We start from the raw sequence: 19,194 nt of genomic DNA on the forward strand, positions 1-19,194 counted from the left end.
GTAGGCGTCGGGCGCGTAGAGGGCTTCCACGGCGTGCGCGATGGCGTTGAAACCGCTGGTCACCGACGTGTCCACGGGAAGGCGGAGGGTGAGTTCGGGGTCGTAGACGACGCTGCGCGGCAGAGCGGCCCGGTCGCGGCCGGTGCGCTTGCGGCCGTTGTCGGTGAGTCCCCAGACGGGGGTCATCTCGGAGCCGGCGTACGTGGTGGGCACGCTGATGACGGGCAAGCCGGTGGTCAGGGCGATCGCCTTGCCCAGGCCGATGGTGGAGCCGCCGCCGATGGCCAGACAGCCGTCCGCGCCGGTGTCGCGTGCGGCTGCGCGGGCCGCTTCCGAACGATGTCGACCGGTACGTGCATCCGGGCCTCGGTGAACAGCCCGGGGCATGCCTCGCCCAGCAGGGTGGCGGCCTGCTCGGCCAGCGCACGCCGGCCCGGCGTGGAGAGCACCAGGAGCCGCCGCAGACCCAACCGCTCTGCCTCTTCAGGCAGTTGAGGCAGGCTGCCGGCACCGAAGACCACCCGCATCGGCAGGGCCTCGTAGGTGAAGGTCATCCCGTCGTGTCCGCTTCCGGTGCCAGGACGATGTCGAACTCGACGTGGGTGAAGGGCACGGTCACGCCGAAGCGTTCTGCGTCCCGCCGCCGCGGCGAGTCGGCGCGGGCAGCTGCCCGACGGCCAGATCACGCACGCGTCGGATGCGGCGGCGACCGCTGCCGGCGGCGCCCAGCCGCGCCCTGGCGCCGACGGTCTCCGGCGCGGCGGGCACGTCGAAGGACTCGGTGAAGTCGGCGATCAGGCCCCGCTTGACCGCGAAAACGGCGTCCGCGTCGACGTAGGGGCTGTCCGCGACGAACGCGTGGGTGGTGACCGGGCGGTGGTGATCGGCGCTCGCGATGAAGTGGATGTGGGCGGGGCGGTAGGGATGCCTGCCGGTGGCTTCGAGCAGGCGGCCCACGGGGCCGTCGGTGGGGATCGGGTAGTGGGAGGGGACGACGGTGCGGCCCCCGCCGTCCGTGCGGAACAGCCCGCGCCCGTTTCCCGGCGGCTGCACGTCGGGCTGCTGCACGTCGTAGAAACCGTCCTCCGAGCACTGCCACACGTCGAGTTCGGTGTCCGGCAGCGGGGTTCCGTCGGCGGTCAACACCCGGCCGGAGACGACGCAGGGACGGCCGGTGCCGAGGAAGTCGATGGAGTCGCCGAGCTCGCGACGGGGCGACTCGGTCATGTGGAAGGGGCCGAGGACGGTGCTCTCGGTTCCCTCCGCGGACCCGTTCATGGTCTCGACGAGCATGGAGACGCCCACCGCCTGGACGGTACGTGCGGTCTCGTCGTCGATGTGGGTGAGCCGGGGCAGCCCGTACAGGGCCGGCCAGCGCTCGCAGACCACTACCCGATGACCGAGCCGGCCGAGCAGGGACGCGGCGACGTCGGTCCGTAGCCGATGACGGCGATGTCGTAGAGCGGAGCCATGAGTACCTCCGGAGCCACTCCCGCGCCATTGCGAGGGGTGAGGTGGGAAGAGGAAGGCGAGGCGCGACCCTGCACGCCACCGCCCTCCATATGTGAGGAGCTATTCACATTTAATGTGAGGGGAGATTCACACACTGACGGCGTGGGCGTCAAGAGCCGGGTCGCTAAAATGCGCGAGTGACCGAGTCTACCACCGGCAGGCCCGCCGCCCTCCAGGAACGCAGCCGCCGTTCACAGCAGGACATCCTCAAGGCCGGGTACACACTGCTCGAAGAGGGCGGAGTGGACGCGCCCACCGTGGCCGCGGTCGCCGAGCGGGCCGGCATGGCGGTCGGCAGCATCTACCGTCGGTTCGGCGACAAGGAGGCCTCCTGCTGGCCATCCAGCACGCCTTCACCGAGAACCTCCAGGCCGAGATCACGGAGCGCATGTCCGCGGAGCGGTTGCGCATCCTGCGCGATCCGGCCGTGGCGATCGCCGAGGCGGTCGGTGCGCTCACCGACACCTTCCAGGCGCGCGAGGCACTGCTACGCGTCTTCCTGCTGCTCGGCACCCGGCACGAAGCGGTCCGAGCCGAGGGCTCCCGCGTGAGCATCGAGGGCAACCGCAACTTCGCCGAGGCACTGCGCCACACACCCGTCGCGCATCCGGACCCCGAGGCCGCGCTGGACTTCGCCTTCCCCTGATCTACGCCGCGATCGCACACCGTGTCACCCAGGGCGAGTTCCTGGAGTCCGACCGCCCGCTGCCCTGGAACGAACTGCGCAGCCACCTCCAGACGGCGGCCGTCTCCTACCTCCTCGACGCCCGGGAAAGCCGCTGAGTGGTCGTATGTGAGCCTCCTTTCAAGCTTTATGTGAACCTTTATTCACATTTCGGGTTTCCTGCATTCGAGGAGAGTGAGCGCACCGTGGGTCAGGCAAGAGCGCGGGGGCCGTACGCCGGGACACCGGCCCGCAAGGCGGAGATCGTACGCGCGGCACGCGACAGTTTCGCCGACAACGGCTACGCCAAAGCCTCCCTGCGCGACATCGCGGAGCGGGCCGGCATCACCCACGCCGGCCTCCTGCATCACTTCCGCAACAAGGAAGAGCTCCTCGCCGAGGTGCTCGCCGAACGCGATGCGGAGGAATGGCAGCAGGGCCTGGAAGAGGTGGACAGCCCGGATCAGCTCGCCCCCTACCTCGGCAAGCTCATCCGCCACCACCAGAAGGCGCCAGAACTGATGCGTCTGTGGATCGAGCTCGCAGCCGCGGCCTCACGGCCGGATCATCCCGCCCACACCTACTTCGCCGAGCGCTACGAACGCGGGCGCACCCAGTTCGCCGAGGGCTTGGACGACGAGGCCGCGCGCACCAGGCTGCGCGAAGGCATCAGTCCCGAGAGCGCGGCGGTCCTCTTCCATGCCGTGCTCAACGGGCTCCAACTGCAGTGGGTACTCGACCAGGACCTCGACATCGTCGGACCCGTCACCGACTTCGTAAGGCTGCTCTTCGACCACCAGCACGCCGAAGTGTGAAGGGAGAGGTCCGCTACGCCACGGAAGGACGTTCCGTGGCATGTCCTTCCGCACCCCTGGCCCGCCTTGCGGGGGCACGTGCCGCCAGCGCCTCCAACAGAAGGCCGACCGCCTCCTCGAAGGAGCTGTTCCCGATGGTGTGCAGTTCCTGGCGCACGGTGGTCAGCGCGGGATACGACGCTGGATCCAGCGCTTGGTACACCTCGCTCCACGCCCGGTGATCGGCCTCGCGCTGCTGTCGCGGGAGTGCCTGGAAGGCGGCGTCCATGGCCGCATGGCTGAGCACGGTGTCGATGAACGTCAGATACAGGCGCGTCGCGTCGGCCGGTGCGAAGCCTGCGGAAAGCAGGAGGCCGATCCCCGTCTCCACGGCACGGATCTCGTTCTCGCGCCGGGTCACCCGGTACGAGGCGAAGGCGGCCGCACGGGGATGGGCGAGGTATCCGGCGCGAACCCGCCGGGCCATGTCGCGCAGTGCGGCCACCCAGTCGTCTCCGGGGGCGAAGCCCGCCATGGCGTCGCCGATGATGCGATCGGCGATGGCGAGCACCAGGTCGTCGGTGTCGTGGAAGTAGCGGTAGAGGGCGCTGGGGTCGCAGCCGAGGGCGGTGCCGAGCCTGCGTACGCTGAGCGCCTCCGGGCCGTGTTCGCCGATCAGCCGCAGCGCGGTCTCCACGATCAGGTCTTCCGACAGCAGGATCCCCGTGCGGGTGGGGCGTCGGCGTCTGCGCTCCTGCGGGACACGAGTGGGCATGCCTGGCTCCTGCCGGTCGGGACCACGTACCGGCAGTGAAGGGGACCGCCACCCTTATGTCAACAGCATTGACGCAAGATTGACGCCAGGTGTTCCATCACAGTCCCGCGCGGCTCTACCCTCATCCCCTCCCCGCGAGGAGCCCTCCATGACCTCTCTGTCTCCCCAGCCATCCACGCCGCCTGTGCCCTCGCCGCCGGCCCCGTCCGGCGGACCGGGCACCGGACTGCGCCGCTCCCTCGGTGTCGTCGACGGCGTCGCCATCGCCGCTTCCAGCACCGCCGCCACCACCAGCATCGCCATCGGCATGGGCACGATCGCGACCATCGTGGGGCTGCAGGCCCCTGCGCTCCTGCTCCTCGCCTTCCTGCCCGTGCTCGGCATCGCCACCGCGTACGCCCGCCTCAACCGCTCCGAACCCAACTGCGGCAACGGCTACACCTGGGTCGGCAGGACCCTCGGCCCCTGGCCCGGCTTCCTCACCGGATGGGTCACCATCGTCGGCTCGGTCATCTTCTGCGCCTACACCAGCGCGATCATGGGATCGGTCGTCCTCATCTTCGCCAACAAGGCCGGCCTGCACAGTCTGGCGGGCATCGCCCTCGATCCGGCGTCCACCGGCATCAGCACGGCCGTCGGGCTGGTGCTCCTGCTCGGCCTCACCGCCCTCGCCGTCACCGGCACGCGCGCCACCACCCGCTTCCAGTTCGCGCTGCTGGTCTTCGAGTACACCGTACTGCTGGGCTTCTGCGGCTGGGCCCTTGTCACCGGCGACCAGTCCTTCTCCCTCTCCTGGTTCAACCCGTTCGAGATCGCCGACGGCACCACCTTCGCCCAGGGCATGGTGCTCGCGGTGTTCTTCTTCTGGGGCTGGGACGCGGCCTTCAGCGTCAACGAGGAGACGAAGAGCCCGGACGATGCGGCCCGCGGAGGCCTGATCGCCCTGTTCGCGATGCTCGGCCTGTTCCTCTTCGCCTCGGTCGCCTTCCAACGGGAGATGAGCCTCACCGAACTCATCAAGAACGGCCCGCAGGCCCTGCCGTACCTCGGGCAGAAGCTGGCCGCCGAACCCTGGGCCACCCTGCCCGTGGTCGCCCTGATGTTCTCTGCCGCGGCCTCCGTGCAGTCCACGCTGATCCCCACGGCGCGCGGGCTGCTCGCGATGGGCCGGGACCGCACCATGGGGCCGCTGTGGACCCGGGTGCACTCGCGGTACGGCACGCCCGCCGCCGGAACGGTCGTGGTGCTGTCCATCGCCACCGCGATCGCCCTGCTGGCCGTCGCCATCCCACGGCTGAGCGACATGCTGCTGGCCGCCGTCAACTCCATCGGCCTGCTCGTCGCCCTCTACTACGGCCTCACCGCGCTCGCCTGCGCCGTCCGCTTCCGCTCCGCCCGCCGCGAAGGGCTGCGCACGGCGGTGCTCGCGGTGGGCGTGCCCGCCGTGTCCAGCCTGGTGCTGCTCGGCCTCGGCGGCTACCTCGGATACTCGTACCTGACCATGAGCGACCACTTCGAACTCAGCCCCGACAACGGGTGGTTCATGTTCTCCCTGCCCGCCGTCATCGTCCTCGCCGGCCTCGGGATGGCCGCGGTCGCCAAGTACGTCCGCCGGTCGCCGTACTTCACCACCGGAAGCGGCACCGACGCCGAGGCGATCACCCTCCCCATGGACCGCACAGCCGTCTGAGGGGTCCTTGCACTATGCCCACCGTCCGGATCCCCTCCTCTGGAGTCCACCCCATGCCGCAGTCCCAGGTCACGGGCCCCGCCGATCTCGTTTTCACCGGCGGGCCCGTCCACACCGTCGATCCCGCCCGCAGCCACGCCACCGCCGTGGCGGTGCACGGCGGACGGATCACGGCCGTCGGCCACGACGAGGTGCACGCCCTGATCGGGCCGGGCACCGAGGTCGTCGACCTCGCCGGAAAACTGCTGCTGCCCGGCTTCCAGGACGCCCACGTGCACCCGCAGGGCGCGGGCCTGGAACTCGGCATGTGCCACCTGGCCGACACGGTCGACGCCACCGAGTACCTGCGGCGGATCAGGGCGTACGCCGATGAGCACCCGGACGCGGAGTGGATCACCGGCGGCGGCTGGTCCCTGGAGGCTTTCCCCGGCGGCGCCCCCACCGCCGCCGCCCTCGACGCGATCGTCCCCGACCGGCCCGTTTTCCTGCCCAACCGCGACCACCACGGAGCCTGGGTCAACACCCGGGCCCTGCAGCGGGCCGGGATCGACGCCCGCACCCCCGACCCCGCCGACGGCCGCATCGAACGCGACGCCGACGGCAACCCGACCGGGATGCTCCAGGAGGGCGCCGTCCACCTCGTGGGCCGGCTGGTGCCCGACCCCACCCCCGAGGAACAACTGACCGCGCTCCTGCGCGCCCAGACCGTGCTGCACTCCCACGGCGTCACCGCCTGGCAGGACGCCATCGTCGGTGGGTACGCCAACATGCCGGACCCGGCGCCCTCGTACCGCGCGGCCCTGAACCGGGGGCTCCTCACCGCCCGCGTGGTCGGCGCGCTGTGGTGGGACCGCCAACGCGGCGCCGAACAGATCCCCGAACTCGTCGCGCGGCGCGAGGAGTTGAGCGGAGGCAGGTTCCGCGCCGGCACGGTGAAGATCATGCAGGACGGCATCGCCGAGAACCACACCGCCGCCATGCTCGACCCGTACCTCACCGGCTGCGGCTGTGCCTCGGACACCAGCGGTATCAGCTTCGTCGAACCCGGCGAACTGAAGAAATACGTCACCGAGCTCGACGCGCTCGGCTTCCAGGTCCATTTCCACGCCCTCGGCGACCGCGCGGTACGCGAAGCGCTGGACGCCGTGGAGGCCGCCCGTACAGCCAACGGGCACCGCGACACGCGCCATCACCTGGCGCACCTCCAGGTCGTCCACCCCGATGACGTGCGACGCTTCCGGGCGCTGGGCGCCACCGCCAACCTGCAGATGCTGTGGGCAGCCCACGAGCCGCAGATGGACGAGCTCACCCTGCCGTTCCTGGGCCCAGACCGCGGCGCCCGGCAGTATCCGTTCGGCGACCTGCTGCGCGCGGGAGCGACGCTCGCCGCGGGCAGCGACTGGCCGGTCAGCAGCCCCGACCCGCTCCAGGCCATCCACGTCGCCGTCAACCGCGTCTCCCCCGACGCACCCGAGGGCACCCCCGAGTTCCTGCCCGAACAGCGCCTCGACCTGAGCACCGCCCTCGCCGCCTACACGGCGGGCAGCGCCTACGTGAACCGCCTCGACACCATCACCGGCAGCATCACCGTCGGCAAGGCGGCCGACCTGGTCGTCCTCGACCGTGACCCGTTCACCGGCCCGCCCGAGGAGATCGCGGCCACCCGGGTCCTGGAGACTTTCGTGGAGGGGGAACGCGTCCACGCGACTCCCGACGCCTGATGGCAGCGCGGCGCCGATCTCAGGAGGTGCCGGCGGCCTCGGCGACGTTGTCGGCACCGGCCGCTTCGTCCTGAGCCATGCCAAGGAAGCGCCGGATCGCTTCGACCGGCATATCGAGCCCCTCCGACGCCGACAACTCGTCGCCGAACACCTGCACCGCCTCAGTGACAGCCACGGCCAGTTCGACCTCTGCCTTGCGGACCTTGGCCTCGGCCTTGTCCACGGTGTCGACCACCGCCAACTGGCGGCGTTGCTTCTCCTGAAGTCTCTGCTTGCGGGAAAGGGCCTTGTCAGCGTTCTGCACAGTCATGACCAAGATCATAATCAGTCGTGCAGGCACCCATGAAATCGGTAATTTCCATGCTCCACAAGGGCGTTCACGGCTCGAAGGATCAGCATCGCGGGCCCCGTCAGGCCGCTGCTCAGGGTAAGTGCGATTCCCCATCTGCTTTACCTTCCGGATGGTAAAGTAGAACGATGGCGAAGAACGCAAAGCTCCACATCCTGGATGGTGCGCTCGATCTGCTCCGTGCTGAAGGAGGCGGGACGGTCACACTGGACGCGGCGGCCAAGCAGGCCGGGCTGACCAAGCCGGGGCTGATGTACCACTTTCCGACCAAGGAAGCGCTGATGCTCGCCGTGGTCAACCACGTTGCCGACCGTTGGGAGGCGCTCCTGCTGCAACGGCTGGGACAGCCGCTGGAGACTGCCTCGCACCAGCAACGCATTCACGCCTATGTCGAAGTCGCCCTCGCGGAACCGTTCGACCGCGCGGACTTCGCGATCTTCTCCGACGCCCACTACCGCGCCGCCTTCACCCACACCTGGGTCCGCCGCTTCGAACCCTGGCTCACGCTCCCCGACGACCTGCCGGGCCCGGTCCGCGGTCGGCTCACCGCCGCACGGCTGCTGGCCGACGGCCATTGGATGGCCGCCGCCACCGATGTGTTTCCCGTCCCGGAGCGTGACCACGCCCACCTGCTGGCGGTCGCCGAAGGACTGCTGAAAGACGAGGCACCCGGATGACTCGGATGACTCGGCTGACCAAGTGGCTGCTTCTGATGGCGGCGATCACGCTCGAAGTCTCCGCGACGCTCTCCCTGCGCGCGGCCTTGAACCACCCCGCCCTGTATGTCGTCGTCGCGATCGGCTACATCGGAGCATTCACCGCCCTGTCCTTCGTGCTGCGCGCGGGGATGGGAGTCGGTGTCGCCTACGGCATCTGGAGTGCTTGCGGCGTCGCGTTGATCGCGGTACTGGCGAGCTTCGTCTTCGGTGACGCGCTCACCGCGCGGATGGTCATGGGCATCGCGCTGGTCATCGTCGGCGTGCTGTGCATCGAGCTCGGCTCCCAGGCGGCACACACCCGTCAGACCCGTGAGGGAGAAGCCACGCCATGATCTGGGCGTTCCTGATCTGCGCGATCCTGTCGGAGTGTGCCGGCACGCTGTCGCTGCGGATGGCCTCACAAGGCGGCAGCAAGAAGTGGCTCATCGGCGTACTCTCCGGGTTCTTGGCCGCGTTCGTGTTCCTCACCCTCGCCCTGGACGGCGGCATGGCCCTCGGTGTCGCCTACGGCATCTGGGCTGCCTCCGGAGTCGCGCTCACCGCGGTCGCCTCCCGCGTTCTGTTCCACGAGCCTCTCACCAAGGTGATGGGCCTCGGGATCGGCATCGTGATCCTCGGCGTCCTGTTCATCGAACTCGGCTCCCCTCACTGAGCTGCAGGAGTCCGAGCATGCGTGAGCCGGTGTTGGTGGTCGAGTTGGCGGAGGCTGTGCCCCTGGTGCCGCATCAGGCAACGTTCGCCCTGTGGTGACGTGTCGTCCGGTTGCTGCGCCGGGCGACACCGGCCTGTTGACCGGACCACGGGAGGACAACACCGGGCGGGAGCGCATCCCCGCTCGGGCGTCGACGGCTTCTACGACTGGGCGGTGGCGTCGGACCGCCACTTTGCCAGGATGCGCCGGTTCCCGCCCGGAGCCGGCCGGGTGGTCAGTCCAGTGCGGGGCGTGTGCGGCGTGCGGTGTGTGCGGACCCCTCCGCTGTGGTGAACCAGAACAGGGCCGCGCACAGGAAGGCCGCTGCCGCGAAGACCAGCGATTGTGTGACGGAGTCGTCCCGCGCGCCGGCGACGAGCGCGCCGGCCGCTGACAGTGCAAGGGCGATGGCCGCCAGCGCACGAGGGCGCCGCGTGACGTCTGGCCGGGCCGAGCGGAACGTCATGCCCACCGTGTCCGCCTCTACGGCCACATCAAGCCAAAGCCCGTTCCGGTCTCGCACCATCGCCTGACTCTGTGCCCTCGACGGCTCCTGCCAGGGGCACAGTGCCGGAACCTCGACCTGTCACCGGGTCCGGTTTCTCAGACTCTGCGCGACACGGGTCGGGCCGACAGGGTGTCGCGGTCGCGGTCAGTCGAGCCGGACGCCTGTGTGGCTCTCCAGGGCTTGGAGGAGTTGGGCCTGGAACTCTTCGTCCTGCGAGGCGGGGTGTGGTGTCTGGGTCTGCTGGTGGTACCAGTAGCCGCCGGTGCTCGGGGTCACGTCGGGGTGGGTGGCGAGCCACGCCTGTGTCTGGTGCCCGGCGGTCAGGTCGTCCGGTGCGCCGCGACCGCCCATACGGGTGGGGACCCACCCGGGGTCGACAGCGTGGCTGGAGGTTCCCTCCCATCGGGACGCCAGGGCGAGCGCGAGGGTGGTGACCCACAGTTTGGTGTCGTCGTAGGAAGCGGTGCCGGGGGCCAGCCGGCGCAGGTCGGTGGAGCCGGTCCGGTGCATGGAGCTGCTGAGGTAGATGAGCCTGGCCGGTTTGTCCATCAGGGCCGTCAGCATGTAGGGGGCGACGGTGTTGACGGTGACATCTTCCGGGCGGTACATGACGCCGGCGTTGTGGATGACGGCGTCGAAGCGGCCGAACTCGGAAGCCTGTCGGGCAACATCGCGGATTTCGTCCGGCTCGGCCAGGTCCCCGGTGATGACGCCTTTCCACCGGCCGGTGTCACCCACGTCGGTGAGACGAGCCGAGTTGCGGACGTGGACGACCACGTCGTGCCCTTCGCCGGCCAACGCGTTCGCCGTGTTGCGCCCGAGCCCACTGGACGCCCCGGTCACCAGAACCAATGCCATGTCAGTCGTCTCCTGTCTGTACGCGGATGGACAAAGTCACGGAACACCTCAGTGGCACCCCCACCCCCGAAGTCCCAGCGGGGCACTCACCTCGGGAGTGGGCGCGGGGCGGCTGGTCAGAAGGTGAGGAGCACCTTGGTGGCGCGCCGCTCGTCCATGGCCTTGTAGCCCTCGGCGGCCTGCTCCAGCGGCAGGGTGAGGTCGAAGACCTTGCCGGGGTCGATTTCGCGGTCCCAAATGAGCTGGATCAGCTCGGGCAGGAACCGGCGCACCGGGGCGGGGCCGCCCTCCACGTGGATGCCGGCGAAGAACAGGTCGATGCCCTGGATCGTGACGTCGTAGTTGACGCCGACGAAGCCCAAGTGGCCGCCGGGGCGGGTGGCGCCTATCGCCTGCATGGTCGACTCCTGGGTTCCGACGGCCTCGACCACCGAGTGCGCGCCGAGCCCGCCCGTGAGTTCCTTGATCTTCGCCACGCCCGCGTCACCGCGCTCCTCGACGATGTCGGTCGCGCCGTAGAACCGGGCCAGCTCCTGCCGCTCGGGGTGGCGGGACATCGCGATGATCCGCTCCGCGCCCAGCTGCTTGGCGGCAAGGATGGCCATCAGACCGACCGCCCCGTCGCCGACGACCGCGACCGTCTTGCCGGGGCCGGCCTCGGCCGCGACGGCGCCGTACCAGCCGGTGCCGAGCACGTCGGAGGCGGCCAGCAGCGACGGGATCAGCTCCGGGTCCGGCTGCCCGGGCGTGGGAACCAGGGTGCCGTCCGCGTGGGGGATGCGGGCCTTCTCGGCCTGGGTGCCGACTGTCATCGCCACGAATTCCCGGTGCACGCAGCCGGACTGGTAGCCCGCACGGCAGATCTCGCAGGTGTTGTCGGAGATGACGAACGACCCGACGACGAAGTCGCCCACCTTGACGTTCCGTACGTCGTCGCCGACTTCCTCGACGACGCCCACGTACTCGTGCCCCATGGCCGAGTGGTCGGCGGGCTCGACCCCGCGGTACGGCCACAGGTCCGACCCGCAGATGCAGGTGGCGGTCAGCCGGACGATCGCGTCGGTGGGCTCGATGATCTTCGGGTCTTCACGCTCCTCCACCCGGACATCACCGGCCGTGTACATGACTACTCCACGCATGAATGCGTCTCCTTGCCTTGTGTGCGCCGGCGCTCGCAGCGCCGAATCCTGCTCGGGAACAACCCCCCGCACCGCCGGATGAGGCGGAGCGGAGAGCACCAAGGCATTCAGGTAACCCTCATTCCGAGCGGGTAACGAGTCACTGATGATGGGTGTACTGGCAGTACACCCCAAGCTGCCGGACCTGGCCGTACGGTCGTCCTGTGGACAACCGTGAAGAAGTCCGCGAGTTCCTCACCTCGCGGCGAGCCAAGATCACCCCCGAGCAGGCCGGACTGCCATCGGGCACCCGGCGCCGCGTGCCTGGCCTGCGCCGCAGCGAGGTCGCCACCCTGGCCGACGTCAGCGTCGAGTACTACGCCAAACTCGAACGCGGCAACCTCACCGGCGCCTCACCCACCGTCCTCGAAGCCGTGGCCCGCGCCCTCCAGCTCGACGACGCCGAACGCGCCCACCTGCTCCACCTCGCCCAGGCCCAGGAAGGCTCCGACACCCTCGCACGCCCCCGCCCACGCCCCGGCCAGCAGCGGGCCTTGCACAAGAGCCTGCAGTGGACCCTGGACGCCGTCACCGCCGCACCCGCGTACGCCGTCAACGGACGTCTGGACCTGCTCGCCACCAACCAGCTCGCCCGCGCCTTCTTCACCGACATCTACGCCCACCACCACACCCAGCCACCCAACCTCGCCCGCTACCAGTTCCTCGACCCCGCCGGCCACCGTTTCTACGCCCACTGGGACCTCGCCGCCGACATGACCGTCGACGTCCTGCGCACCGAAGCCGGCCGCAACCCCCACGACAAGGACCTCCACGACCTGGTCGGCGAACTGTCCACCCGCAGCGACGCCTTCCGCACCCGCTGGGGTGCCCACAACGTCACGCGCCATGGCACCGGCACCAAACAGTTCCGCCACCCGGTCGTCGGCGACCTCACCCTCACCTGGCAAGCCCTGGCCGTCACCGCCGAACCTGGCCTCACCCTCACCGTCTACACCGCCGAACCCGACTCACCCTCCGCGGAGAACCTGAACCTCCTCGCCACCTGGGCCGCAACCCAGGAAGCAAGCCCCTCCACACAGCCCCTCTGACGCAACCGCCCGTCCACCCCACGCCGCGCTCCCCCGAAGAACGGCGATCCGGTCCCGAGGTCAGTCGCCCTTGTCCGGCGCCGGGGCGGTGGGGCCTCCCGGGCCGGCGCGGAGCATGGCCTTGTAGAGGGCCTCGTGCTCGGGCGGGGCGGGCAGGAGGCCGCGGGCGGGGGCCTCCAGGGACTGGATCATCAGGGCGACCACGCGTCGCCAGGCCTCGGGGGCGGCCTCGCCGGTGGCGTTGACGACGCCGGCGTTGGCCATGTGGATCAGCACCAGGTCCGAGGGGTCGAAGTCCTCGCGCAGGCGGCCCGCGGCCTTGGCGCGGTCGATGAGCTGCACCATGGCCTCGTACGCCTCGTTGCGGCGCTGCTCCAGGTCCTTGGCGGTGGGGAAGGTCATGGTCAGGACGTCGGCGAAGCCGTAGTCGGCGGCCTGCATCGCGCAGGCCGCCTCGATGTAACCGGTGAAACCGCGCCAGGGGTCCGGGTCGTCCAGGGCGACCGCGACCGCGTCGGCGTAGGCGTCCATCCGGTCGGCGAAGACGGCGGCGACCAGCTCCTCCTTCGTGGGGAAGCGTCGGAACATGGTGGCGATCCCCACCCCCGCCTCACGGGCCACGGACGCCATGGAAGCGCTCAGGCCGTCGCGCCCGAACACCGTGCGCGCGGCGGCGATGATCCGCTCACGGTTGCGCTCGGCGTCGCTGCGCAGCGGCTGCACGACGGGACCGTCGGATTGCTGGGCGCCAGGGTTCATACCGGCCAGTCTAGCAATCGGATTGCCCTATCCATTTTGAGGAACTGGGTCGGAGGGGACGTACGACATCGAGGCGGCGTACCTCTGGCGCCCGTGACTTCTTCGTCGACTGGGACCACGCCACCGTCAAGACCGCCGCGCTGCTACGCGCCGAGGCCGGGCGCGAGCCCCACGACCGGGCTCTGCGCGAGCTCGTCGGCGAATTGTCCACGCTCAGCCCCGAGTTCCGCACGCAGTGGGCCGCGCACCATGTGCGTATCCGCCACGACGGGGCCAAGCAGCTGCGGCACCCGGAGCTGGTCCATCACTCCCAAGGAACCACCAGGGCCTCCTGGCGCTCGGTTCGCATCGCGATCCGGACGTGGCAGGAGGCCCTGGGTGAAGGCCGATGGTGAGTGGGGCGCCAGGCGTTCAGTTGATGCGGACGATCTTCCAGAGTTGGTCGTCGACGTTGAGGTCGTTCCACTGGACGACAGGGGCGCCGTTGGTGGTGGAGGACTGGGCGACGCCTGCGTTGAGGCTGCTGCCCACGTTCTTGAGTTCGTAGTAGCCGTTGCCCGCGTCGGTGAGGGTCCATTTCTGTGAGGCGGCGGTGGAGGGTGTGTTCTGGACGACGGCGGCTCCGGGGGTGGCGGAGCTGTCACGGATGTCCAGGTTGAGGTTGCTGTTGATGTTCTTGATGGTCCAGGATCCGCCGCCCGCGGACTGGAAGGTGAAGAGCTGGCAGGGGCAGGCGCTGTTCTGCCACTGGTCGGCGGCTGTGCCGGTGGCGGTGGAGGCGTTGGGGATGTCGAGGTACTTGCCGCTGTTCTTGTTGACGAGGATGTACTGTCCGGTGCCCAGCGGGGGCAGGGCGGTCTGGGTGAGGTTCCAGCGCTGGCAGGCGCAGCCGGTGCCGCTCCACTGGCCGGCGGTGGTGCCGGGGGTGGTGGAGGCGCCCGGGATCTCGAGGTACTTGCCGGTGACGCGGTTGGTGAGGGTGTAGCCGCCGGCGGGGTGCGGGGCGACGGCCCATTCGTGGTCGAGGGTGTTGTTGTCGTCCCACTGAAGGATCTTGGCGCCGTTGGCGGTGGACTGGTTCTCCACGCCGAGGACCTTGCCCGTGGCGACGTTGAAGACCTTGAAGTAGCCGGAGGGCTGCTGGACGAAGCGCCACTGCTGGTCGGTGGCGTTGTCGGCGTTCTGCTGGGTGGCGTAGGTGCCGTTGGTGGTGGAGCCGCCCGCGATGCTCAGCTTCAGGTTGCTGTTGGCATTCGACACCGTGTAGGTGGCGCCGTCCGAGATGCCGCCGCCCAGGTCGATGGTGCTGTAGGTGACCGGGTTGTGGAGATTGCCGCCCGTGCGGCCGCCGCTGAGCACCAACAGGCTGTGACCGTCGGTCAGGGGGAGCATGCCGCGGCTGTAGCCGGGGGCGACGTTGGGGTTGATGCGCGTCCAGGTGTTCGCGGCGCCGTTCTCGGTGTTGAGGAACAGGTCGCCGGTGCTGTTGGAGCTGACGGCGAGGGTGCCGTTCGGGCCGCCGGTGGGCAGCCAGGTGATGTAGGGGGTGCCGACGGGAACTATGCCGTCCGTCGTACGCAGCGGGATGCCCGTCACGGAGTCGAACGCCTCCGGGTCGGAGGAGATCTTGTAGTAGACGGCGAAGCTACCCGCGGGGGAACCGCCGTACTCGTATGTCATGACGTAGTTGCCGTTGGGCAGCTTCGCGACGGTGGCCATGCCCGGGCGCTGGCTGTAGGTGGGCATCGCCACGTCGTCCACGACCGGCCCCCATGTGCGGACGTCGGTGGAAACCTGGTGCACGAGCTTCTGGCCGTGGGCGGGGTCGCGCTGGTCGGAGTAGTAGACGATCAGCTTGCCGCCGGAGACGAGGAAGAACGGCTCCCACACGGGGGTGTTGCCGTTGGTGTCGAAGGCAGCGCCACCCGTGGCGATGTTGCTGACGAAGGTCCAACTCTGTCCGCGGTCGGTGCTGGCGTAGACATCGATCTTGATGGCTGAGCGGTCGGCGGGAACGGAGGCTCCGGCAGCCAGGATGGTGCCCGCAGGGAAGTCCCCCATCGCCGTGGGGAGTTCGAAGAGCTCGGGCTCCCAGCGCATGCCCCAGCCGTTCTGCGTGTCGGCGACCTCCGAGATCTTCGCCCAGGAGTTGCCGTTGTCGGTGCTGCGGTAGATCGGGAAGACCGGGGTGCCGGAGGAGTACTGCTCGAACGTCGCCAGCATCGTGCCGTTGGCCGAGCCGTTGTACTGCATACGCATCGCCCGCGGATAGAGCGACCCGGGCGAGGGTGCGTTCGACGGCGGCGTGTACATCGTCTGCGACGGACGGGCCAGAGCGTCTGCCCGGCCGGCGGCCGGCAGGACCAGCGTGGCCACCGCGGCGAGCAGGGCGAGCATCAACGTCAGGAGGAAGAGGGGACGGGAACGCTGAGCGGCGCCGGGTCTGGCGCCTGTCTGCGCAGGGGACATGTGCGGCTCCCGGGGGAAGGGATGGGGATGTGTTTCGGTGCCCGCCGTACCCCTGAGTGATCCAGGCGGGAAGGCGGAGTCGATGAGTGGCGCTGGCGGCCGGCCGCGAAGGTGGGGACGACGTCGCGGTAACCATGGCTCCGACCGCCATGGGTGCCGGGCGACAGAGATGGTGCTCGGTCGGGTGGCCGTACTCCCTACGGCGACGGGGGCAGGTGCTGTTCAGGTGGTGGGAGGTACTGCCTGGCTCTGATGGGACGGCGGGGGTGCGGTCGAGCCGCGGACGACGAGTTCGACCGGTGCCTCGCTCGCTGCAGGCAGGTCGGTGTCCGGCTGCTCGATGGCGTGCACGAGCAGCCTGATGCCTTCCCGCGCCGCGGCGTCGAAGGGCTGGCGCACGGTGGTCAGGGGAGGGGTGACGTAGGCGAAGACGGGGTTGCCGTCGAAACCGACCACGCTGATGTCCTCCGGCACCCGGCGGCCGGCTTCCCGCAGGGCGTGGATCAGGCCGATGGCCATTTCGTCGCCCGCCACGAACACCGCGGTCACCGAGCTGTCCGCAGCCAGCTCGCGGCCCGCCGCGTAGCCGGAGGCGGGTGACCAGTCGCCCTCGACCACCGGAGGTTCGTGCGCACCCCGTGCCGCCAAGGCCGCCCGCCAGCCCTCGACACGGTCCTTGGACGCGTACCAGCGTCGCGGACCGGCAAGGTGATGAACCGTCGGATGCCCCAGATCCAGCAGATGATCGGTGGCCGCCCGCGCCAGCGCGAAGGCACCCACGCCCACCGTCAGGGTCCGGGCAGAGGCGAAGGCAGGCGGCGCACCCAGGAAGAGGACCGGCACCTCGACCTGGACGGAAACCTCTCCTTCCACGATGGGCTCGGAGACGACGACGCCGTCAACTCCCTGTTCGAGGAGCGACATCACAGCGCCGGCGATGTCGTCGGGGTCACCGTCCGTCGTGTTGACCACGCGCAGCGCGTAACCGGCGTCCCGTACGGCCTTCTCGATGCCCACCAGGAGTGAGGCGGTTCCGTATCCGGCCGTGCCCAGGGCGACGACACCGATGGAACGGTTCCGCCCCGACGCCAGCGCCCTGGCCGCGTGGTTCAGCCGATAACCGAGTTCCTCGGCTGCTTCGAGGACGCGCCGGCGGACCTCGTCGGACACGTACGGCTCGTTGTTCAGCACCCGCGACACCGTCTTGCGCGAGACCCCGGCCACACGGGCCACGTCCTCGCTGCGCGGCACGGAAGCACCCGCGCTCCGCCCCACCACTCGCGCCATGAGAGCTCCTGTCGGCCGTATGCCTGGATCAGGCGAGGTCACCTGTATGACCGCGCGGTCACTGACCGCGCGGTCATATCTACGTAGCCGGAGGGCCGCGCGTCAAGAGCGCGGACAGCACTTCTTCCACCCACGCCACATTCCCGAGGCCCACGTACGCGCGCCAGGGACCGTCGAAACCAGCTCCCGACACGGCACCCGGCGACGAGTCGCCGCTTGTGAGATGCCGGATGCTCGGACAGAGCGGCGCCGGCCGAAACGCCTGAGCACATGCCCGGCTGTGGGAATGGGCGGCTTCACAGGGGTCGGTCCACGCGACATGTCATCCAGAGAGTCTTGACATCGGATCACCAGAACGTTCACTCTTCGACGCGTCAACCGATCGAGTTTGTCCGATCGCGTTTGTTTCTGGTCGCATCGTCGACCGCTTCCCCGCCATGCCTCCCTTGAGCCGATGCGCCACGCCCGGGGCATGACAGCCCTTCAGGAGCCCGAAATGCGCCATTCATCCGTCGGTCAGCCCATACCTGGTACCAGCCGCCGCGCCGTGCTGCGTGGCATCGGCGGTGCCGCCGTCCTCGGTGCCGGCATACCTCTGCTGAGTGCCTGTGGCGGCAGCGGTACGGCGGCCGACCCGAAGACCGTCTCGCTGGGCTCCAACTCCTCGGACGCGGTGCCGAAGAAGGCGTTCGCGGAGATCTACGCGGCGTTCACCAAGCAGTCCGGCATCACGGTCGACGTGAACACCAAGGACCACAACACGTTCCAGGAGCAGATCAACTCCTACCTGCAGGGCACCCCGGACGACGTGTTCACCTGGTTCGCCGGGTACCGCATGCAGTTCTTCGCGGCGAAGAAGCTGGCCACTCCGATCGACGACGTGTGGGCGAAGATCGGCGGGAACTTCCCCGAAGCGATGAAGAAGCTCAGCAAGGGCGAGGACGGCAAGTACTACTTCGTGCCGCTGTACACGTATCCCTGGGCGGTCTTCTACCGCAAGAGCGTCTTCGCCCAGCACGGCTACACCGTTCCCACCACGTGGGAGCAGCTGGTGGCGCTGTGCAAGCAGATGAAGAAGGACGGGCTGGTCCCGATCGCGTTCGGTGACAAGGACGCCTGGCCCGCGATGGGCACCTACGACCAGATCAACTTCCGCACCAACGGCTACGACTTCCACGTCGAGCTGATGGCGGGCAAGGCGTCCTGGACCGACGCCAAGGTCCGCAAGGTCTTCGACCACTGGACGGAGCTGCTGCCCTACCACCAGGACGGCGCGGTGGGCCGGACCTGGCAGGACGCGGCGCAGTCGCTGGTGTCGAAGAAGGCGGGCATGTACGTGCTGGGCGCGTTCGTGGCGCAGCAGTTCACGAACAAGGCCGATCTGGACGACCTGGACTTCTTCGCTTTCCCGGAGATCGAGACGGCCTTCGGGCAGGACACCGTGGAGGCGCCGACGGACGGCTACATGCTCTCCAAGGCCCCGAAGAACAAGGATGCCGCGGTCAGGCTCTTGGAGTATTTGGGCACGCCGGAGGCGGAGCAGATCTACCTCGAGGCGGACTCGAGTGTGGTGGCCGCCTCCAGCAAGGCCGACACGTCCTCGTACACGGTGCTGCAGAAGAAGGCGTACGAGATGATCTCGGGCGCCAAGAGCCTCACGCAGTTCATGGACCGCGACTCCCGCCCGGACTTCACCTCCACGGTGATGCAGCCGGCGCTGCAGAACTTCATCCGCAACCCCAAGAGCGTCGACAGCATCATGTCGTCGATCGAGCGTCAGAAGAAGCAGATCTTCGCGTCCGCCTGAACACCCACACCTGAGGCACCCACACCGTGACTGCCAAGACCACGACGAAGAACCCGGGAGCGGCCGCCGTGCCGCCTCCGGGCGCCGCGTCCACCGCCAAGTCCAGGCCCGGGCGGGTCCCGCGGAGCCACCGGCGCCTGCTGACCCGCCGCGACCGCCTCACGCTCGGCCTGATGGCCGGCGTGCCCACGATCCTGCACGTCGCCCTGGTCTGGGTCACCGCGCTGGCTTCCATCGCGCTGGCCTTCACCAGCTGGGACGGCATCGGATTCGACTCGATCACATGGGTGGGGCTGGACAACTTCCGGCAGTTGTTCACCGACAACCCGCAGTTCTGGCCCGCCGTACAGCACAACATCATCTG

The 19,194-nt window shown here is 69.2% G+C and carries 19 protein-coding genes and 2 pseudogenes; 11 read left to right on the top strand and 10 right to left on the bottom strand.

Annotated features, from left to right (window positions below):
- Window positions 1–6: 6 nt before the first annotated feature.
- Together ACFYWX_RS26165 and ACFYWX_RS26170 are read right to left on the bottom strand one after the other, a co-directional pair.
- A pseudogene (locus tag ACFYWX_RS26165) lies at window positions 7–554 on the bottom strand (iron-containing alcohol dehydrogenase); the annotation flags it as partial.
- A 61-nt stretch (window positions 555–615) separates the two neighbouring features.
- Window positions 616–1,365, bottom strand: a complete 750-nt coding sequence (locus ACFYWX_RS26170) for a hypothetical protein (RefSeq protein ID WP_389426552.1) — start codon at window positions 1,363–1,365, stop codon at window positions 616–618.
- Between the two features lie 535 nt (window positions 1,366–1,900).
- On the opposite strand from ACFYWX_RS26170, the gene ACFYWX_RS26175 reads away from it, so the two are divergent.
- Together ACFYWX_RS26175 and ACFYWX_RS26180 are read left to right on the top strand one after the other, a co-directional pair.
- Window positions 1,901–2,158 carry a hypothetical protein gene (locus tag ACFYWX_RS26175; protein ID WP_389426554.1) on the top strand — a complete coding sequence of 86 codons (258 nt, stop codon included), beginning with the start codon at window positions 1,901–1,903 and terminating at the stop codon, window positions 2,156–2,158.
- Window positions 2,159–2,382: 224 nt separating this feature from the next.
- Window positions 2,383–2,991, top strand: coding sequence for a TetR/AcrR family transcriptional regulator (locus tag ACFYWX_RS26180; RefSeq protein ID WP_389426523.1), 609 nt, complete (start codon window positions 2,383–2,385; stop codon window positions 2,989–2,991).
- 13 nt (window positions 2,992–3,004) lie between these two features.
- On the opposite strand, the gene ACFYWX_RS26185 is transcribed toward ACFYWX_RS26180, so the two are convergent.
- Window positions 3,005–3,745, bottom strand: a complete 741-nt coding sequence (locus ACFYWX_RS26185) for a TetR/AcrR family transcriptional regulator (RefSeq protein WP_389426524.1) — start codon at window positions 3,743–3,745, stop codon at window positions 3,005–3,007.
- Between the two features lie 148 nt (window positions 3,746–3,893).
- On the opposite strand from ACFYWX_RS26185, the gene ACFYWX_RS26190 reads away from it, so the two are divergent.
- On the top strand, window positions 3,894–5,435 hold the full coding sequence (locus tag ACFYWX_RS26190) for an APC family permease (protein WP_389426525.1): 1,542 nt from the start codon (window positions 3,894–3,896) through the stop codon (window positions 5,433–5,435).
- A gap of 53 nt (window positions 5,436–5,488) precedes the next feature.
- On the top strand, window positions 5,489–7,156 hold the full coding sequence (locus ACFYWX_RS26195) for an amidohydrolase (RefSeq protein ID WP_389426526.1): 1,668 nt from the start codon (window positions 5,489–5,491) through the stop codon (window positions 7,154–7,156).
- Window positions 7,157–7,175: 19 nt separating this feature from the next.
- On the opposite strand, the gene ACFYWX_RS26200 is transcribed toward ACFYWX_RS26195, so the two are convergent.
- Window positions 7,176–7,466, bottom strand: coding sequence for a hypothetical protein (locus tag ACFYWX_RS26200; protein WP_389426527.1), 291 nt, complete (start codon window positions 7,464–7,466; stop codon window positions 7,176–7,178).
- A 167-nt stretch (window positions 7,467–7,633) separates the two neighbouring features.
- Here ACFYWX_RS26200 and ACFYWX_RS26205 point away from each other — a divergent pair, with 167 nt between their 5' ends.
- Genes ACFYWX_RS26205 through ACFYWX_RS26215 form a run of 3 tightly spaced genes read left to right on the top strand, consistent with a single transcriptional unit; the run spans window position 7,634 to window position 8,876 of the window.
- Window positions 7,634–8,182: a TetR/AcrR family transcriptional regulator gene (locus ACFYWX_RS26205; RefSeq protein ID WP_389426528.1), complete on the top strand. Its 549-nt coding sequence runs from the start codon at window positions 7,634–7,636 to the stop codon at window positions 8,180–8,182.
- Window positions 8,179–8,556 (top strand): DMT family transporter, encoded by a 378-nt coding sequence (locus ACFYWX_RS26210; RefSeq protein ID WP_389426529.1) that lies wholly within the window; start codon window positions 8,179–8,181, stop codon window positions 8,554–8,556. Before ACFYWX_RS26205 ends, ACFYWX_RS26210 begins: the two co-directional genes overlap by 4 nt.
- Window positions 8,553–8,876 (top strand): DMT family transporter, encoded by a 324-nt coding sequence (locus tag ACFYWX_RS26215; RefSeq protein WP_389426530.1) that lies wholly within the window; start codon window positions 8,553–8,555, stop codon window positions 8,874–8,876. The genes ACFYWX_RS26210 and ACFYWX_RS26215 overlap by 4 nt, the downstream gene beginning before the upstream one ends.
- Window positions 8,877–9,150: 274 nt before the next feature.
- Here ACFYWX_RS26215 and ACFYWX_RS26220 read toward each other — a convergent pair whose 3' ends face one another.
- The 3 genes from ACFYWX_RS26220 to ACFYWX_RS26230 form a co-directional block, all read right to left on the bottom strand.
- The gene (locus ACFYWX_RS26220; protein ID WP_389426531.1) at window positions 9,151–9,381 is read right to left on the bottom strand and encodes a hypothetical protein; all 231 of its coding nucleotides are present in this window, start codon (window positions 9,379–9,381) and stop codon (window positions 9,151–9,153) included.
- A 186-nt stretch (window positions 9,382–9,567) separates the two neighbouring features.
- Window positions 9,568–10,281 carry an SDR family NAD(P)-dependent oxidoreductase gene (locus tag ACFYWX_RS26225; RefSeq protein ID WP_389426532.1) on the bottom strand — a complete coding sequence of 238 codons (714 nt, stop codon included), beginning with the start codon at window positions 10,279–10,281 and terminating at the stop codon, window positions 9,568–9,570.
- Between the two features lie 116 nt (window positions 10,282–10,397).
- Complete coding sequence (locus ACFYWX_RS26230) at window positions 10,398–11,420, bottom strand: zinc-dependent alcohol dehydrogenase family protein (protein WP_389426533.1); 1,023 nt, start codon at window positions 11,418–11,420, stop codon at window positions 10,398–10,400.
- 203 nt (window positions 11,421–11,623) lie between these two features.
- On the opposite strand from ACFYWX_RS26230, the gene ACFYWX_RS26235 reads away from it, so the two are divergent.
- The gene (locus ACFYWX_RS26235; protein ID WP_389426534.1) at window positions 11,624–12,508 is read left to right on the top strand and encodes a helix-turn-helix transcriptional regulator; all 885 of its coding nucleotides are present in this window, start codon (window positions 11,624–11,626) and stop codon (window positions 12,506–12,508) included.
- 60 nt (window positions 12,509–12,568) lie between these two features.
- Here ACFYWX_RS26235 and ACFYWX_RS26240 read toward each other — a convergent pair whose 3' ends face one another.
- On the bottom strand, window positions 12,569–13,267 hold the full coding sequence (locus tag ACFYWX_RS26240; RefSeq protein WP_389426535.1) for a TetR/AcrR family transcriptional regulator: 699 nt from the start codon (window positions 13,265–13,267) through the stop codon (window positions 12,569–12,571).
- Window positions 13,268–13,311: 44 nt separating this feature from the next.
- Between ACFYWX_RS26240 and ACFYWX_RS26245 the strand changes: the two genes are divergently transcribed.
- Window positions 13,312–13,662 carry a hypothetical protein gene (locus ACFYWX_RS26245; RefSeq protein ID WP_389426553.1) on the top strand — a complete coding sequence of 117 codons (351 nt, stop codon included), beginning with the start codon at window positions 13,312–13,314 and terminating at the stop codon, window positions 13,660–13,662.
- 16 nt (window positions 13,663–13,678) lie between these two features.
- Here ACFYWX_RS26245 and ACFYWX_RS26250 read toward each other — a convergent pair whose 3' ends face one another.
- Both ACFYWX_RS26250 and ACFYWX_RS26255 read right to left on the bottom strand, forming a co-directional pair.
- Window positions 13,679–15,736, bottom strand: coding sequence for an RICIN domain-containing protein (locus ACFYWX_RS26250; RefSeq protein WP_389426536.1), 2,058 nt, complete (start codon window positions 15,734–15,736; stop codon window positions 13,679–13,681).
- A 222-nt stretch (window positions 15,737–15,958) separates the two neighbouring features.
- A complete protein-coding gene (locus tag ACFYWX_RS26255) occupies window positions 15,959–17,023 on the bottom strand; it encodes a LacI family DNA-binding transcriptional regulator (protein WP_389426537.1) in 1,065 nt (354 codons plus the stop codon).
- Between the two features lie 496 nt (window positions 17,024–17,519).
- Here ACFYWX_RS26255 and ACFYWX_RS26260 point away from each other — a divergent pair, with 496 nt between their 5' ends.
- A complete protein-coding gene (locus tag ACFYWX_RS26260) occupies window positions 17,520–18,830 on the top strand; it encodes an ABC transporter substrate-binding protein (protein ID WP_389426538.1) in 1,311 nt (436 codons plus the stop codon).
- A 26-nt stretch (window positions 18,831–18,856) separates the two neighbouring features.
- Window positions 18,857–19,194 (top strand): annotated as a pseudogene (locus ACFYWX_RS26265) (sugar ABC transporter permease); the annotation flags it as partial.

It is taken from the genome of Streptomyces sp. NPDC002888 (assembly GCF_042888465.1).
Lineage (GTDB): Bacteria > Actinomycetota > Actinomycetes > Streptomycetales > Streptomycetaceae > Streptomyces.